This is a genomic window from Pantoea sp. UBA5923, from assembly GCF_002431095.1.
Classification (GTDB): Bacteria; Pseudomonadota; Gammaproteobacteria; order Enterobacterales; family Enterobacteriaceae; genus Pantoea; species Pantoea piersonii.
In genome coordinates this window covers 45,218-61,649 of record NZ_DJDN01000056.1, presented here as the reverse complement: position 1 = coordinate 61,649, position 16,432 = coordinate 45,218, and the positions used below count along the sequence as shown (strand labels likewise).

General features: G+C 57.9%; 15 protein-coding genes. 12 read left to right on the top strand and 3 right to left on the bottom strand.

Going from position 1 to position 16,432, the window contains the following annotated elements; all coding sequences use genetic code 11:
* Window positions 1–170: 170 nt before the first annotated feature.
* From B3797_RS13485 to glnB, 4 genes are all read left to right on the top strand, one after another.
* Window positions 171–1,598 carry a HAMP domain-containing sensor histidine kinase gene (locus B3797_RS13485; RefSeq protein WP_311791339.1) on the top strand — a complete coding sequence of 476 codons (1,428 nt, stop codon included), beginning with the start codon at window positions 171–173 and terminating at the stop codon, window positions 1,596–1,598.
* A 3-nt stretch (window positions 1,599–1,601) separates the two neighbouring features.
* Window positions 1,602–2,270 carry a two-component system QseEF-associated lipoprotein QseG gene (qseG, locus tag B3797_RS13480; RefSeq protein WP_311782948.1) on the top strand — a complete coding sequence of 223 codons (669 nt, stop codon included), beginning with the start codon at window positions 1,602–1,604 and terminating at the stop codon, window positions 2,268–2,270.
* Entirely contained in the window at window positions 2,270–3,604 is a 1,335-nt protein-coding gene (gene glrR, locus B3797_RS13475; RefSeq protein ID WP_311782947.1) for a two-component system response regulator GlrR, read from the top strand. Before qseG ends, glrR begins: the two co-directional genes overlap by 1 nt.
* A gap of 148 nt (window positions 3,605–3,752) precedes the next feature.
* On the top strand, window positions 3,753–4,091 hold the full coding sequence (glnB, locus tag B3797_RS13470; RefSeq protein WP_033753971.1) for a nitrogen regulatory protein P-II: 339 nt from the start codon (window positions 3,753–3,755) through the stop codon (window positions 4,089–4,091).
* A gap of 208 nt (window positions 4,092–4,299) precedes the next feature.
* Here the strand turns inward: glnB and hmpA are convergent, their stop codons facing one another.
* Complete coding sequence (hmpA, locus tag B3797_RS13465; RefSeq protein WP_311791338.1) at window positions 4,300–5,484, bottom strand: NO-inducible flavohemoprotein; 1,185 nt, start codon at window positions 5,482–5,484, stop codon at window positions 4,300–4,302.
* 330 nt (window positions 5,485–5,814) lie between these two features.
* On the opposite strand from hmpA, the gene glyA reads away from it, so the two are divergent.
* Window positions 5,815–7,068: a serine hydroxymethyltransferase gene (glyA, locus tag B3797_RS13460; RefSeq protein WP_311782945.1), complete on the top strand. Its 1,254-nt coding sequence runs from the start codon at window positions 5,815–5,817 to the stop codon at window positions 7,066–7,068.
* Window positions 7,069–7,184: 116 nt separating this feature from the next.
* Complete coding sequence (locus tag B3797_RS13455; RefSeq protein ID WP_311782944.1) at window positions 7,185–8,324, top strand: 3-phenylpropionate MFS transporter; 1,140 nt, start codon at window positions 7,185–7,187, stop codon at window positions 8,322–8,324.
* Here B3797_RS13455 and csiE read toward each other — a convergent pair.
* Complete coding sequence (gene csiE, locus B3797_RS13450) at window positions 8,321–9,589, bottom strand: stationary phase inducible protein CsiE (protein ID WP_311782943.1); 1,269 nt, start codon at window positions 9,587–9,589, stop codon at window positions 8,321–8,323. The two genes, B3797_RS13455 and csiE, sit on opposite strands and share 4 nt — an antisense overlap.
* Before the next feature lie 156 nt (window positions 9,590–9,745).
* Between csiE and B3797_RS13445 the strand changes: the two genes are divergently transcribed.
* From B3797_RS13445 to B3797_RS13435, 3 genes are all read left to right on the top strand, one after another.
* On the top strand, window positions 9,746–10,372 hold the full coding sequence (locus B3797_RS13445; RefSeq protein WP_311791337.1) for a DUF1007 family protein: 627 nt from the start codon (window positions 9,746–9,748) through the stop codon (window positions 10,370–10,372).
* Window positions 10,363–11,346: a nickel/cobalt transporter gene (locus B3797_RS13440; RefSeq protein ID WP_311791336.1), complete on the top strand. Its 984-nt coding sequence runs from the start codon at window positions 10,363–10,365 to the stop codon at window positions 11,344–11,346. The genes B3797_RS13445 and B3797_RS13440 overlap by 10 nt, the downstream gene beginning before the upstream one ends.
* A gap of 214 nt (window positions 11,347–11,560) precedes the next feature.
* On the top strand, window positions 11,561–12,574 hold the full coding sequence (locus B3797_RS13435; protein ID WP_311782940.1) for a hypothetical protein: 1,014 nt from the start codon (window positions 11,561–11,563) through the stop codon (window positions 12,572–12,574).
* A 228-nt stretch (window positions 12,575–12,802) separates the two neighbouring features.
* Here the strand turns inward: B3797_RS13435 and suhB are convergent, their stop codons facing one another.
* Entirely contained in the window at window positions 12,803–13,606 is an 804-nt protein-coding gene (gene suhB, locus B3797_RS13430) for an inositol-1-monophosphatase (protein WP_120457521.1), read from the bottom strand.
* Between the two features lie 121 nt (window positions 13,607–13,727).
* Between suhB and trmJ the strand changes: the two genes are divergently transcribed.
* From trmJ to B3797_RS13415, 3 genes are all read left to right on the top strand, one after another.
* Entirely contained in the window at window positions 13,728–14,465 is a 738-nt protein-coding gene (gene trmJ / locus B3797_RS13425) for a tRNA (cytosine(32)/uridine(32)-2'-O)-methyltransferase TrmJ (protein ID WP_120457523.1), read from the top strand.
* Window positions 14,466–14,573: 108 nt separating this feature from the next.
* Window positions 14,574–15,071 carry a Fe-S cluster assembly transcriptional regulator IscR gene (iscR, locus tag B3797_RS13420; protein WP_120457525.1) on the top strand — a complete coding sequence of 166 codons (498 nt, stop codon included), beginning with the start codon at window positions 14,574–14,576 and terminating at the stop codon, window positions 15,069–15,071.
* An 88-nt stretch (window positions 15,072–15,159) separates the two neighbouring features.
* Window positions 15,160–16,326: an IscS subfamily cysteine desulfurase gene (locus B3797_RS13415; protein WP_311782938.1), complete on the top strand. Its 1,167-nt coding sequence runs from the start codon at window positions 15,160–15,162 to the stop codon at window positions 16,324–16,326.
* Window positions 16,327–16,432 lie beyond the last annotated feature (106 nt).

Here is a 16,432-nt window from a genome sequence, read left to right as displayed (position 1 = left end):
CGTTATCAAGCATCGGGCGAAACGTTGAGTTAGGCTCCACCTCTTTTTCGGCGATGCTGCGGCGTCGCTCTCACGGCAGGCCAGAAGGCCTGCCGTTTTCATTTCCGCTCTATCTTCCACCGGCGGACTTCGCTAGCATCCTTACAGCGTTTATTAAAGGAAGCGACCGCGTGAGAAGATGGCGTTTATTTCCCCGATCGTTGCGCCAGCTGGTGCTGATGGCGTTTTTACTGGTGCTGTTGCCGCTGCTGGTGCTGGCATGGCAGGCCTGGGAAAGTCTGTCAGCCTTAAGCGATCAGGCTGTCGATACCAATCGCAATACCTTTACCGACGTGCGGCGCAGCGAGGCGATGGCGCGTACCGCGCTGGAGCTGGAGCGCAGCTATCGCCAGTATTGCGTACTGGGCGACGCCACCCTGTCGCGCCTCTATCAAACCCAGCGCGCACGATACAGCCAGATACTCGATTCTCACGCTTCCAGCCTGCCTGCGCTGGCGGTGTTCCAGACGCTGCGCGCAACGCTGCCGCAGTTAACCGATTTGCAGTGCGATAACGGTAATCCGGTCGCTGCTGCCTCGCAGGCGCTGGAGCGCTTTTCCGCCGCTAATGCGCAGCTGGTGCAGGAGACGCGGGAAGTAGTCTTCGCGCGCGGGCTGCAGCTGCAGCGTGAAATCGCCGATCGCGGCCAGTTTTTCGGCTGGCAGGCGCTTATTCTGTTTATCGTCAGCCTGGCGCTGGTGCTGCTTTTCACCCGTATGATTATCGGACCGGTCAAAAGCGTCGAGCGCATGATTAACCGGCTCGGCGAAGGGCGCGAACTGGGCGCGAGCGTGGCCTTTCGCGGACCGCGCGAACTGCGCTCGCTTGGTCAGCGCATCGTCTGGCTTAGCGAGCGGCTGGCGTGGCTGGAGACGCAGCGCCATGAATTTTTGCGCCATCTCTCCCACGAGCTGAAAACGCCGCTCGCCAGCCTGCGTGAAGGCACCGAACTGCTGGCGGACGAAGTGGTCGGCGCGCTGAACAGTGACCAGAAAGAGGTAGTGGCGATCCTGGATACCAGCAGCCGTCATCTGCAGCGCCTGATTGAACAGCTGCTCGACTACAACCGTAAACAGTCAGAAGGCCCTACGACGCTGGAAGCGGTGGATATTGCTGACCTGGTGGATATGGTGGTGAGCGCCCATGCGCTGCCGGCGCGCGCCAAGCAGATGCATGTGCATTGCGATCTACAGGCGAAGCGCTGCCTCGCCGAACCTGTGCTGCTGATGCGCGTGATTGACAACTTATACTCTAACGCCGTGAACTATGGCGGCGAATCCGGTAGCATCTGGCTGCGCAGCCAGCTACAGGGCGATAAAGTATGGATAGAGGTGGCTAACAGCGGCACGCCGATTCCCGCGAAAGAACGGGAAATGATATTCGAGCCCTTTTTTCAGGGCAGTCTGCAGCGCAAAGGGCCGGTTAAAGGCAGCGGGCTGGGACTGAGCATCGCTAAAGATTGTCTGCGTCGCATGCAGGGGGATCTGCAGCTGGTTGACAGCAAAGATGCCGACGTTTGTTTTCGTATCGTACTGAATCACACAGCCGGGAAACTCTGACAGATGAACATCGTCTTCGCCTCACTTTTTACAGCGCTGCTGAGCCTTTCTCTCAGCGGCTGTAACGCCTCCCCGGCCGCTTCGTCCGCGCATCGCGACGCCATCGTCGCCGAGCCGGAGGTCAGGCTTCCCGATTATCTGGCGACTGACTGCGCCAGCGTCTGGCGCAACGAAAGCGCGGCGGCGACGGGCAATCCGCTTTACTGGATGCGCGCCATCGACTGCGCCGAGCGCCTGTCGCCCGCAGAGGCGCGCGCCGAAGCGCATCGCTGGCCGGTTGAAGGCTGGGCGCGCGCGTTTAAAAACGGCATTCTGATGGCTAACGGCAACGTCACGCCGCTGGAGCGACGCGATTATGTCGAGGCGCTGGACGAATACAGCAGCCGTTTCCCTGGCGCGGTGCGTCCGCTGATCCAGCTGTGGCGCAGCAACCAGGTTGCTCAGCTCGATCTCAGCGAAACGCGTTCGCGCTTCGCGCATTTACAGCAAAGCAGCGATGCACAGCTTGATGCGCTGCGCCAGCAGGATGCGCAGATGCGTAAAACCCTTAATGACACGCAGCATAAGCTGGAGCGCCTGACCGATATTGAGCGCCAGCTCTCTTCACGCAAAGCGCCGGACGTTACAGAGGGCGGCCATGCGCCGGAAGCCTCGCAACATGAGGAGCCTTAATGGCCAGACAATCCGCACGTTTGCTGCTGGTAGATGACGATCCCAGCCTGCTGAAGCTGCTGGGCATGCGTCTCACTAGCGAAGGCTATCAGGTGACCACCGCTGCCAGCGGGCCGGAAGCGCTGCGCCTGTTGCAGAAAGAGAAGATCGATCTGGTGATCAGCGATTTGCGTATGGATGAGATGGACGGGCTGGCGCTGTTCGGCGAAATTCAGAAGCACAATCCCAGCCTGCCAGTGATTATCCTTACTGCACACGGCTCCATTCCTGACGCCGTTTCCGCCACGCAGCAGGGCGTATTCAGCTTTCTCACCAAGCCGGTGGACCGTGATGCGCTCTATAAAGCGATTGACGATGCGCTGGCGCAGCGCGCACCAGCCAGCGACGACCGCTGGCGCGAGGCGATCGTCACCCGCAGCCCGACGATGCTGCGTCTGCTGGAGCAGGCGCATATGGTGGCGCAGTCTGACGTCAGCGTATTGATTAACGGCCAGAGTGGCAGCGGCAAAGAGGTGCTGGCACAGGCGATCCATGCCGCCAGCCCGCGTGCGGACAAACCTTTTATCGCCATTAACTGCGGCGCGCTGCCGGAACAGCTGCTGGAGTCAGAGCTGTTCGGGCACGCCAGAGGCGCCTTTACCGGCGCGGTAAGCGCGCGTGAAGGGTTGTTTCAGGCGGCGGAAGGGGGCACGCTGTTCCTGGATGAGATTGGCGATATGCCGCCATCGCTGCAGGTGAAACTGCTGCGCGTACTGCAGGAGCGCAAAATCCGACCGCTCGGCAGCAATCATGATATCGATATTAACGTGCGCATTATCTCTGCGACGCACCGCGACTTGCCAAAGGCGATGGAGAAAAAAGAGTTTCGCGAGGATCTCTTTTACCGGCTTAACGTGGTTAATCTGAAGCTGCCCGCGCTGCATGAGCGCACAGAAGATATTCCGCTGCTCGCCAGCCATCTGCTGCGCCAGGCGGCGGATCGACATAAACCCTTTGTGCGCAGCTTCTCGGTGGATGCGATGAAGCGTCTGATGACGGCGAGCTGGCCGGGCAACGTGCGTCAGCTGGTGAACGTTATTGAGCAGTGCGTGGCGCTCACCTCGTCGCCGGTGATCAGCGATGCGCTGGTCGAGCAGGCGCTGAGCGGAGAGAACAGCGTTCTGCCAACCTTTGTCGAGGCGCGAAACCAGTTTGAGCTTAACTACCTGCGTAAGCTGCTGCAGATGACTAAAGGCAATGTCACTAATGCCGCCCGGCTGGCCGGGCGTAATCGCACCGAATTTTATAAGCTGCTGTCCCGACATGAACTGGACGCCAGCGATTTTAAAGAGTAGCTTTCTGGCGCGATGAAGCGTCTGAAAGCGTTGATAAATGCCCCTTCGGGCGGGATGCGTTGCGGGCGACGCCCCTGTAGCCTGACGCTGCGGGTATACACTTACAGCACCCCATCCGGCCACGGAGGGAGTGAGAAAAGGGTCTGACATGAAAAAGATTGATGCGATTATCAAACCATTCAAACTCGATGATGTGCGCGAAGCCTTAGCCGAGGTCGGCATCACCGGGATGACGGTTTCTGAAGTTAAAGGCTTTGGCCGCCAGAAAGGGCATACCGAGCTTTATCGCGGCGCGGAGTATATGGTCGACTTTTTGCCGAAAGTGAAGATTGAAATGGTGGTGGGCGACGATATTGTCGATACCTGCGTGGAAACCATTATGAAAACCGCGCAGACCGGCAAAATCGGCGACGGTAAGATTTTCGTCTTTGACGTCTCGCGCGTCGTGCGTATCCGTACCGGCGAAGAGGATGAAGAGGCGATCTAATTTCGCCTGTGAAAGATAAAAGCCTGCTTGCGGGCTTTGTCTGTTGGCTGGGTGCCAGCGCGGGTGATATGGCCCGATCGCAAAGACGCAAAACGGCATCCCTGCCAGCTCGGCCCGCGCCATCCCTGGTGCGGGACGCTTTGCTCCTCGGTCCATATCACCCGCGTGCAGGCTCAGGTATCGCCTGTAGCCTGCTCCTGATATAGCCTTACAGCCCTTTATGCGGGCCGAACACTTCATAGTGAATGCGAGAGGCATCAACGCCCATATCGCGTAGCTGACCGGCAATAAACTGCATAAAGCCTACCGGCCCGCACAGCCAGAACTGCGTACGCGGATCCTGCAGGCGCGCGGCTTCGCTGGCCAGGTCCATCATACCTTCAGCATCAAACCGGCCTGCATCGGCGGCGTCCGGCACGCGATACCAGACGCGCTTTTCAAAGTCGCGCAGGCGAGCGCCCGTCTCGGCCACTTCATCCGCAAAGGCGTGCTGCGCACCGTTTTCCGTCGCGTGCAGCCAGGTCACCGGCGCGGCATGCTGCTGTTCGGCCAGCGCATGCAGCATCGCCAGCGTCGGGGTCACGCCCACGCCCGCAGAGATCAGCGCCACCGGCGTGTCGGTCGTCACGTCCATAAATACGTCGCCGTGCGGCGCGGTCAGCTCCAGCACATCCCCTGGCTGCGCGTTTTCATGCAGCCAGCCGGAAACGGTGCCCTGGGCGTCGCGTTTCACCGCAATGCGGTAGGTTTTGCCATTGCTGGTATGCGTGAGCGAGTACTGGCGATTCTGCTGAAACTCAAAACCGGCGGGGTGCAGACGAACGGTAATATACTGGCCCGGCTTAAAGGCTGCGACTGCGCCGCCATCGACCGGCGTCAGGGTAAAGCTTTTGATGACCGAACTTTGATCCTCAATAGCGCTAATGCGGAACGCGCGCGTTCCGCGCCAGCCGCCTTCCTGCTGCTCGGTTTCCTGGTAAATCGCCTCTTCGCGCTTAATAAACACATCCGCCAGCACGCCATAAGCGCGACCCCATGCCGCCAGCACCTCATCGCCTGGATTCAGCAGTTCTTTAATCGTCGCCAGCAGGTTCTCGCCGACGATAGCGTACTGTTCCGGCTTGATCGTCAGGCTGGCATGCTTCTGCGCGATTTTTTCTACCGCAGGCAGTAAAGCCGCCAGATTATCCAGATTCGCGCCGTAGGCGCAGATGGCGTTAAACAGCGCCTCGCGCTGGTCGCCGTTGCGCTGGTTGTTCATATTGAACACGTTTTTCAGTTCTGGATGCTGCGAAAGCATGCGATCGTAAAAGTGAGCGGTGAGCTTCGGCCCGACGGCGGCGACGGCGGGAAGGGTAGATTTCACGGTAGCGATGGTTTGTGCGTCAAGCATGGTGGTTCCTCAGGCTGCTTAAAGTTGCATTTTAAATGCATGTTATGATCGCGCCTCAGCAGTTGTAAATAACCCGGAAAAAAATCGGGCTATTTTAGTGGCAAGCTTTAAATACAAATTGAAAAAATCTACGTCACAACCTGAGGAAAAATCGCGGTGTCGGTGCAGGGGAAGAAAGCGTAAAAATCCTTTGCCAGCGGCAAGCCAATCGTTTGCGTGCAATGAGGAATTGGCGCTACCGTCACCTGGCAAAACGGTTTACACTGTTGGCCTTTGCTCCCTAAGGGAGCCTAAACCGCCGTTAAAAGTTAGCTGAGTCAGGAGATGCGGATGTTAAAGCGTGAAATGAACATTGCCGATTATGATGCCGAATTATGGCAGGCGATGGAGCAAGAGAAAGTGCGTCAGGAAGAGCACATTGAACTGATTGCTTCTGAAAACTACACCAGCCCACGTGTAATGCAGGCGCAAGGTTCGCAGCTCACCAACAAGTACGCGGAAGGGTATCCGGGGAAACGCTACTACGGCGGTTGTGAATATGTTGATATCGTTGAACAACTGGCCATCGATCGCGCTAAAGCGCTGTTTGGTGCCGACTACGCCAACGTGCAGCCGCACTCTGGCTCTCAGGCTAACTTCGCCGTTTATACCGCGCTGCTGAAGCCGGGCGATACCATTCTGGGCATGAACCTGGCGCATGGCGGTCATCTGACTCACGGTTCGCCGGTAAACCTCTCTGGCAAACTCTATAACGTCGTGCCTTACGGCATCGATGAGAGCGGCAAAATCGACTATGACGAGCTGGCAGAGCTGGCGAAAACCCATCAGCCGAAAATGATCGTCGGCGGCTTCTCTGCCTACTCTGGCGTGTGCGACTGGGCGAAAATGCGTGAAATCGCTGACAGCGTCGGCGCTTACCTGTTCGTCGATATGGCACACGTGGCTGGTCTGATCGCCGCTGACGTCTATCCGAACCCGGTTCCGCACGCGCATATCGTCACCTCTACCACCCATAAAACCCTGGCGGGTCCGCGTGGCGGCCTGATTCTGGCGAAAGGCGGCGACGAAGAGCTCTACAAGAAACTCAATTCCGCCGTCTTCCCTGGCGGGCAGGGCGGTCCGCTGATGCACGTTATCGCCGGTAAAGCGGTGGCGTTTAAAGAAGCGATGGAGCCGGAGTTTAAAGCGTATCAGCAGCAGGTTGCTAAGAACGCCAAAGCGATGGTGGAAGTGCTGATCGAACGCGGCTATGACATCGTTTCAGGCGGCACCCATAACCACCTGTTCCTGATCGATCTGGTCAGCAAAAACCTGACCGGTAAAGAGGCGGACGCCGCGCTGGGCCGCGCCAACATCACCGTTAACAAAAACAGCGTGCCGAACGATCCGAAAAGCCCGTTCGTCACCTCTGGCGTGCGTATCGGTACGCCTGCTGTAACTCGCCGCGGCTTTAAAGAAGCGGAAGTTCGCGAGCTGGCGGGCTGGATTGCCGACGTGCTCGACAACATCAACGATGAAGCGACTATCGAACGCACCAAACAGAAAGTGCTGGAAGTCTGCGCTCGTCTGCCGGTTTACGCATAAGCCTGAGCTTGTGTGACCGCGATTAAGGATGGCTTCGGCCATCCTTTTTTATTGCCTTTTTTAAGTTAGAGTAACGCGCAATTATCTTCTATGGACCCTTCACTGCGGGAGGCAGAATGGCGATCGGCTCGTCAAAATGGCTCGGTCTCGGCTATTTCACTTACTTTTTTTGCTACGGCATCTATCTGCCTTTTTGGGGCGTCTGGCTAAAAGGTACCGGCCTTGATGCGGAGAAAATCGGTCTGCTGCTCGGCTGCGGGATGGTGGCGCGCTTTGTGGGCAGTTTGCTGATCGCTTCGCAGGTGAAGCATCCAGCGCAGCTGATCGCCGCGCTGCGACTGCTGGCGCTGCTGACCTGCTTGTTTGCCGCCGGATACTGGATAGGGCAGCAGTGGCTGTGGCTACTCTTGGTTATGGTAGGCTTTAACCTCTTCTTTTCGCCGCTGGTGCCGCTCAGCGATGCGCTGGCCGCCACCTGGACCCAGCAGATCGGACTGAAATATGGCCCGGTGCGGCTGTGGGGATCGCTGGCGTTTGTTATCAGTTCGGCGCTTACCGGACTGCTGGTCAACCACTGGTCATCGCAGGCGATTCTGGCGCTGCTCTCCGTCGGCGTGCTGGCGATGCTGGGCGGCATGCTGCTGCCACCGCTTACCCGACCGCAGGGCGAGGAGCGACACAGCGCGACGGGCGGCGGCTGGCAGGCGTGGCGCGATCTGCTGCGTGAGAACAGCGTATGGCGCTTTATGCTGTGCGTTACGCTGATGCAGGGAGCGCACGCCGCCTATTACGGATTCAGCGCGATATGGTGGCAGCAGAGCGGCTATTCCGCTTCGGTGGTGGGCTATCTGTGGTCGCTTGGCGTGGTGGCGGAGATTGTCATTTTCGCCCTGAGCAATCGCCTGTTTCGACGCTGGCGCGCGCGCGATTTGCTGCTGCTCTCCGGCATCTGCGCGCTGGTGCGCTGGACATTGCTGGGTGCGACCGTTGAACTACCCTGGCTTATCGTAGGGCAGATCCTGCACTGCGGCAGCTTTACCGTCTGCCATCTGGCGGCGATGCGCTTTATCGCCGCGCGCAGCGGTTCAGACGTTATCCGCCTGCAGTCGATCTACTCAGCGCTGGCGATGGGCGGCGGCATCGCGGTAATGACCATGATCTGCGGCGTGCTGTTTACCCCGCTGCAGGGCCATCTCTTCTGGGTGATGGCGCTGGTCGCGCTGCCCGCACTCTTTTTGCGGCCGCGTGCGGCTTAAGCCTCCAGCAGCGCCCGAATACGCTGCTGCTGATGTTCGCTCAGCGGCAGCTCGGCGTGGATCAGCGGCGGCGAATAGAGCGGTAGCGAGGTGGCGTAAGGGGAGATCACCAGCGCGATTTCACGCGGTGCGCCGTCGCGCTGGAAGTCGCTCATATCCTGATATTTGATATTGATCGGCAGCAGGGAAATTTCGCGGATCTGCTGCTCAAGCTGCTGTTCAAGACGGGCGTTGTCGCCGGTCAGCAGCAGAACCTGCTTCTCCTGCAGCGCGTTTTCCTGCATCAGCCAGGCGCCGAATATCACCGCAATCAGGCTAACCTCCTCTTGGCTGAAACGCAGATCGTAGGTGGTTTCAAACCCGTCCAGCGCCTGCTGCGTGGTGCGCAGCAGGCGCGGATAGAGCTTCGTGACGTCCAGCGCCACGCTGTTATCAATGCCGATGCCGAAGTGGGAGCGATCCAGCGCCTGCGCCAGATGCGTATAGAGCTGCTCCGTCAATTCCTGAGGTTCGCCGAAGCGCAGCTCGGCCAGCTGTTCGAATCTGGCGATAAGTTGTCTGGTTTCCCGCATCAGCTGCTGGCTGCCGGGATGGTGCAGCGTATCAGGGCCAGGCGCATGGATCAGGCTGAACAGCAGCGTCCAGAAGTCCGCTTCGCTGATATGCGGCGCCAGGTGACAGCGCTTTTGCCAGTGAAGAATGACGTCCATCGCCGCCTCGCGCTCATACTTCTGCTGAAGCCAGGCGCGCTGCCGCTCGTTGAACAGAGCCGGCTGGCGCTGCATCAGCCCATACTTCATAAAGATTTGCAGAAACAGGCGGTCGCGCGCGCTAAAGTCGCGGGAGAGCTTCAGGCTGCAGTGCTGGATCAGCGCCTGCAAATTTATCTCGTCGTAGAGCGCTTTTTCTATTTTCATGGCTTTCAGGCGCTGGCGCAGCGGCGCGGCAAAATGGTCGCGCACGAAGTTTTCCGACAAGCGCAGCCCGCGCCGCAGCCAGTGCAGCAGGCAAAGTCGCCGATCCAGCTCGGTGCCGTGAATGCGAAAGCTGCCGTCCACCATTTGATGCAGTTCCAGCTGGTGATAACGCTGTATCTCATCCCCGACATCTTCGATATCCTGTCGGGCGACGACAGCGTCAACGCCGTTTAACTGACAGAGTTTTTCGAGCGTTAGCGCGGGAGTGGGCAGATACAATAGCAGCAGCAGATGACAACGACGCTGTGATCGGGTGAAGAGTGGTGCCGAAGAGGGAGCAGAACTCATCAGTCTAGATTCCAGCGGTCCGGTATTGCGCTAAGAATAGCCAATGGCGAAAAGGGTCGCGGCCTGCTGCTGATTTTTTCTGCAATGCTTCAGCGTGGGTCACAATTTTTTGTTACTTATATGCGCTTTTAACCGGGAATGTAACTTTATAACATTATGAGAGGCGTCCTTTTTACTTTACTGTTACTGATGAGCCAGGCCAGCTATGCCCATCCACACAGCTTTATCGACATGAAAACCGAACTGCTCGCCGACGGTGATACCTTCACTGGACTGAAGATGAACTGGACAATGGACGAGATCACCTCCGCCGATCTGCTTTACGATGCGGGCGATGCGAAGCCCGGCAGTGAAGTATGGAAAAAACTGGCGGCGGAAGTGATGGCGAATGTGCTGGGTCAGCACTACTTCTCTGAGGTATGGCACAACGGCCAGCGCGTGAAATTTCTCAACCTGCCAAAAGAGTACGCGCTGTCGCGAAGCGGCAACAAAGCGGTGCTGGAGTTTATTTTGCCGCTGGCGGAGCCGCCAGCGTTAGCCGGGCAGCGTTTCGATATCCTGACTTTCGACCCGACCTACTTCGTTGATATGACCTACAGCGATGCCCATGCCCTTAGCCTGCCTGCGGCGTTAAAGTCGCGCTGCGAACTGGCGCTGCATACGCCGAAACCAGACGACAGCCTGAAGCAGTACGCCCTGTCGCTGGATAAAGCCAATGCGCCGCCTGAGGAGATGGATTTAGGGCGACAGTTTGCACAAAAGGTCACGCTGACATGTCACTGATGCTTTCCCGTTCTCCTGCGCGTCGCGTCTGGCCTCTGTGGCTGCTGGCTGTTGTGATGGCGGCGACGGCATGCGCGCTGTGGCAATACTGGCCGCAGATTCTGCTGCAAAGCGTGCGCTGGCAGAAAGGGCTTCATCAAGAGATGACTCAGCTGCTGCAGCAGGTCAAAACCGCGCCCGAACAGGCTGGCGGTATGCTGGTGCTCTTCAGTCTGGCCTATGGCGTTCTGCATGCGCTGGGGCCAGGCCACGGCAAAGTAGTGATCACCACCTTTCTCGCGACGCATCCGGCGCGTCTCAAGACTACGCTCAGGCTGACGCTGTTGGCCTCGCTGCTGCAGGGCAGCGTGGCGATCGTTCTGGTTACGTTTATGCTGGTGGTGCTGCAAACCTCTTCGCGCCAGCTGCATCTCAGCAGCTACTGGCTGGAGAAGGGGAGCTATCTGTTGGTAATTGGGCTGGGGGTATGGATTGGCGTGCGCGCGTTAAAAGCGCTGCGGCGTCAGCTGCGGCCGCGTTCGCCGATGAAAATCCATGCTCTGCGCGCCGCTCATCAGCACGACGCGCACTGCGGCTGTGGTCATGCGCATCTGCCAGACGCGCAGCAGGTCGCCGGGGCGGTCAGCCTTAAAACCCAGCTGCTGCTGGTGGCGTCTATGGGATTACGTCCCTGTTCGGGCGCGATAATGATGCTGCTGTTTTCCCGCGTTATCGGCGTTTATCTCTGGGGCGTTCTGTCAGCGGCGGTTATGGCGCTGGGCACAGCGCTAACCATTTCCGCCATCGGCCTGCTGGTGCAGCGCTCGCGAACGCTGGCGCTGCGTCTGGGCGGCGAAAGCCGGGCGGCCTCAACGGCGGCGCTGGCGATGCCGCTTTTAGCGCTGGTCGGCAGCGCGCTGCTGATCCTGGTGGGTTTTGCGCTGTGGCAAAGCGCGACGCCCGGTATCGGCGGCGGCCTGCGTCCTTTTGGCTAACAGCCGCGACAGAGGACGCGGAGAAAATAATCTTTCGCGTCCTTGCTTTATTCCGCCTGGTTTATCTCCTCTATTTACGCTTCGTTAATCGCAATATATTGCCGCTTATTGTGGTGAAAACAGTTTTCTCGTCTACGCTAAATAAAACAACCAGATGTTGTGTCCCTTTAATAATATTGATTTTTTAACGTTATCTGTTGCGAGGAGAACTACCATGCACGAAACCCGGATTAATAATGGTACAACAGAAACCATTACTGAAACGCACGCGGGATTACCCTTAAAACGTATTTCCTGGAGCGCAGTATTCGCTGGCGTAATTGGCGCGCTGATTGTGCATATTTTACTGACCCTGCTGGGTACCGCGATCGGCGCTACCTCGGTAGATCCGCAACAGGAGCAAAATCCGCTGCAGCATCTTGGCACCGGCGCTTTAATCTGGACCGGACTGAGCATGTTAATCGCGATGGCGGTTGGTAGCTATCTGGCTGGCCGTCTGGCACAGCGCGAAGGCGCTCTGCATGGTCTGCTGATGTTTGGTCTGAGTACCTTATTTACTATCTGGCTTGCGGTAACACTGGCCAGCAGCCTGATCGGCGGCGCTTTCAATATTATTGGCTCAGGTTTCCAGGCGGTAGGCAGCGGTATTTCCGCCGCAGCGCCGACGGTTACTGATTATGCAAAACAGAAGCTGCAGGAAAATAATATCAACCTCGATGATTTGCAAAATGAATTGCAAACCACGCTGCGCCAGACCGGCAAACCAGAATTGCAGCCGGAGAATTTACAGAAGGATGTGAATAGCGAAGCCAATAATGCGGAGAACCAGGCGAAGAATACCGCGCAGAATCCGCAGAATGCCGATACGGATATTACCAACTGGGTTAAAGGCGTCATGGGTCGTCATTCCGATACCCTGCAGGCGGCTGACCGCGACGCGCTGAAAAATATCATTAAGGCGCGCACCGGTAAGAGCGATCAGGAAGTCGATCAGATCGTTAATCAGACCGAGCAGAGCTATCAGAAAGCGATGCAGCAGTATCAACAGCTGAAGCAACAGGCAGAACAGAAAGCGCGCGAAGCGGCTGACCAGGCTGCTGCGGCAACCGCGAAAGCGAGCTGGTACGCCTTCTTTATGCTGCTGATTGAAGCTGTGCTGGCAGCGGTGATGGGTCGTATTGGTCGTCGCACTCAACCGCGTCAGGTTCTGAGTCACGAACGACGCTAACAAGTAAGTGAAATAAAAAAGGCGGCTGAAAAGCCGCCTTTTTTTTGCATGTCCGCACTAAAGCTAAAACGTGGGTGACATAAACCGAAGAGCAAAGCGTCCCGCGCCAGGGAGGGCGCGGGCCGAGCGAGCAGGGATGCGAAAAGCGACTTTGCGATCGGTTTATGTCACCCGCGTGGGCACAGAACCTGCGTACATAAAGGCGGCTATAAAGCCGCCTTTATAATTTTAACGTTTCAGCGCTTCGCTCAGCTCGTCACGCATGCTGGAGAGCAGCGATTTCACCACGCGCGGGTTACCCGCCACGATGTTGCCTGAGTGCATATAACCGTGACCGCCGGTAAAGTCCGTGACCAGACCGCCCGCTTCGCGCACCAGCAGTTCGCCCGCGGCGAAATCCCACGGCTTCAGGCCAATTTCAAAGTAACCATCAACGCGGCCAGCGGCGACATAGGCGAGATCCAGCGCGGCAGAGCCGGTACGGCGGAAATCAGCGCACTGGGTAAACAGCTTAGCGACTACGTTGATAAAGGCCGGCGCATGCTGCTTGGTCTTGAACGGGAAACCGGTCGCGAGAATAGTGCCGTCGAGATCGCGAGCGGTGCTGCCGCGCAGACGGTAACCGTTAAGCTGCGCGCCCTGACCGCGTACGGCGGTAAACAGCTCGTTACGCATAGGATCGTAGACCACGGCGACTTCAGTACGGCCTTTAATGCGTACGGCGATAGAGACGGAGAAATGCGGCAGGCGTTTGATAAAGTTGGTAGTGCCATCCAGCGGATCGATAACCCATTGAATGTCCTGATCGTCGCCCGCCAGTTCGCCACTCTCTTCGGTAATGATAGAGTGCTGCGGGTAGGATTTGCGAATCACTTCGATAATCAGTCGTTCTGCATCACGGTCAACATTGGTTACAAAGTCGTTGCTGCCTTTCTGGCTGGCTTCGACCGCGTCCGGGGTTTCATAATTCTTGGCAATCAGGTTGCCGGCCTTGCGCGCAGCGCGCACGGCGATGTTGAGCATCGGATGCATCGGTATCTCTCACTGGATGTTAAAGAACGAGGAAAAACGGCGCGAAGTATAGCAGCGCGTTCTTTAAATGTCTCCAGTTATGTTAGCATGCTGCCCATCATTTCCTGACTGACGCCAATCTATGCTGCAGAATATTCGAATCGTGCTGGTGGAAACCTCTCACACCGGCAATATGGGCTCCGTGGCCCGCGCGATGAAAACCATGGGCTTAAGCAATCTTTATCTCGTCAACCCGCTGGTAAAACCTGACTCGCAGGCGATCTCCCTGGCGGCAGGCGCCAGCGACGTTATCGGTGACGCGAAAATCGTCGATACGCTCGACGAGGCGATTGCCGGCTGTAGCCTGGTAGTCGGCACCAGCGCCCGTTCCCGTTCGCTGCCCTGGCCCATGCTGGACGCGCGCGAATGCGGCGTCAAAAGCGTGGAAGAGGGCGAGCAGGCCCCTGTCGCGCTGGTATTTGGCCGCGAACGCGTCGGTCTGACCAACGAAGAGCTGCAAAAGTGCCACTACCACGTCGCCATCCAGGCTAATCCAGAGTACAGCTCGCTCAACCTGGCGATGGCGGTGCAGATTATCGCCTATGAAGTGCGTATGGCGTGGCTGGCGGCGCAGGAAAAAGCGCAGCCTGCGCCGGTCTATGCTGAATCGCCTTATCCACTGGTGGACGATCTGGAGCGCTTCTATCAGCACATGGAACAGATGATGCTTAACAGTGGTTTTATCCGCGAAGGCAATCCGGGACAGGTGATGAGCAAGCTGCGTCGCCTCTATACGCGTGCGCGTCCGGAACGCGACGAGCTGAATATTCTGCGCGGCATGCTCGCCTCGTTTGAAAAGCGCAAAGGCGAAAAAGAGTAGTTGAGTAAATTACTCGGTTAAATAGTTGACCAAAATACTCGGGAATGTCAGACTTCGGCTATCTTTTGCTAATCCTCCGATAACCGGACGCTATTGAGGTAGTACGCTATGAGACTGACATCCAAAGGACGTTACGCCGTTACCGCGATGCTGGACGTTGCCCTGCATTCCCATGAAGGGCCGGTTCCGCTGGCTGATATTTCCGAGCGTCAGGGCATTTCGCTCTCCTATCTGGAGCAGTTATTCTCGCGTCTGCGCAAGCATGGCCTGGTGGCCAGCGTCCGCGGACCAGGCGGCGGCTACCTGCTGGGCAAAGCGTCCAGCGCCATTGCGGTCGGCGAAGTGATTACTGCCGTCGATGAATCCGTTGATGCCACTAAATGCCAGGGCAAAGAGGGTTGTCAGGGCGGCGAACGCTGCCTGACGCATGTGCTGTGGCGCGATCTCAGCGTACGCATCAGCGATTTTCTGAATAACATCACGCTGGCCGAGCTGGTGAACAACCAGGAGATCCTCGACGTGGCCGATCGCCAGAATTCACAGGACAATCGTCGCTTCCAGAACAATCGCGTTCAGGAAATCAACGTCAATCTTCGCGCCTCCTGATCCCCTTCTGTGCGGCCCTTACTGCTAACGCGGTCAGGGCCGAATCTGCTATAAAGACGTATGATTTTCGATACGGAGCTTTAGCGCAATGAAATTACCGATTTACCTGGATTATGCCGCAACGACGCCGGCCGATCCGCGTGTGGCCAGCAAAATGATGCAGTTCCTGACGCTGGACGGCACCTTTGGTAACCCGGCTTCGCGCTCGCACCGTTTCGGCTGGCAGGCTGAAGAAGCGGTCGACGTGGCGCGCAATCAGGTAGCGGAACTGGTCAATGCCGATCCGCGTGAAATCATTTTTACCTCCGGCGCGACCGAATCGGACAACCTCGCCCTGAAAGGCGCCGCGCATGCCCAGCGCGGGCGCGGCCTGCACATCATCACCAGCCAGACTGAACATAAAGCGGTACTCGACAGCTGCAAACAGCTGGAGAGCGAAGGCTTTACGGTCACTTATCTGAAGCCGCCCGCCAACGGCATTATCACGCCTGATGCGGTGCGCGACGCGCTGCGCGACGACACCGTACTGGTATCGCTGATGCACGTTAATAATGAAATCGGCGTGATTCAGGATATCGCCGCTATCGGTGAGCTGTGCCGCGCGCGCGATATTCTTTTCCATGTCGATGCCACGCAAAGCGTCGGCAAACTGCCGATCGACCTCAGCGAACTGAAGGTCGATCTGATGTCCTTCTCCGCCCACAAACTCTACGGCCCGAAAGGCATCGGCGCGCTCTATGTGCGCCGTAAACCCAAAGTGAATATCGACGCGCAGATGCACGGCGGCGGCCACGAGCGCGGTATGCGCTCCGGCACCCTGCCGGTGCATCAGATCGTCGGCATGGGCGAGGCGTTTTCGCTGGCCCGTGAAGCGCGGGAAACCGAGATGGCGCGTCTGGCCGCGCTGCGCGCGCGACTGTGGCAGGGGCTAAGCGCGCTGGAAGGCGTACAGCTTAACGGCGATCTGACGCAGAGCGCGCCCAATATTCTGAATATCAGTTTCGCTGGCGTCGACGGCGAATCGCTGATTATGGCGTTAAAAGATCTGGCGCTTTCATCCGGCTCGGCCTGCACCTCCGCCAGCATGGAACCCTCCTACGTGCTGCGCGCCATCGGCCTTGACGAAGCGCTGGCGCACAGTTCGCTGCGCTTTTCGCTCGGCCGCTTCACCACGGAAGAGGAGATCGACTACGCCATTGCGCTGGTGCAAAAGGTGCTTCCCCGCCTGCGCGCGCCGGTGTCCGCTTCACGCTAATTTCTGCGCCGTCTCTCCGGTGAAATCCGGAAACGGCGCGCCTCCGACTGGATCCGCTGGCGTCACCCGGCAATATCTGTTATCAGGTCTGACGTTTAACGGCTAA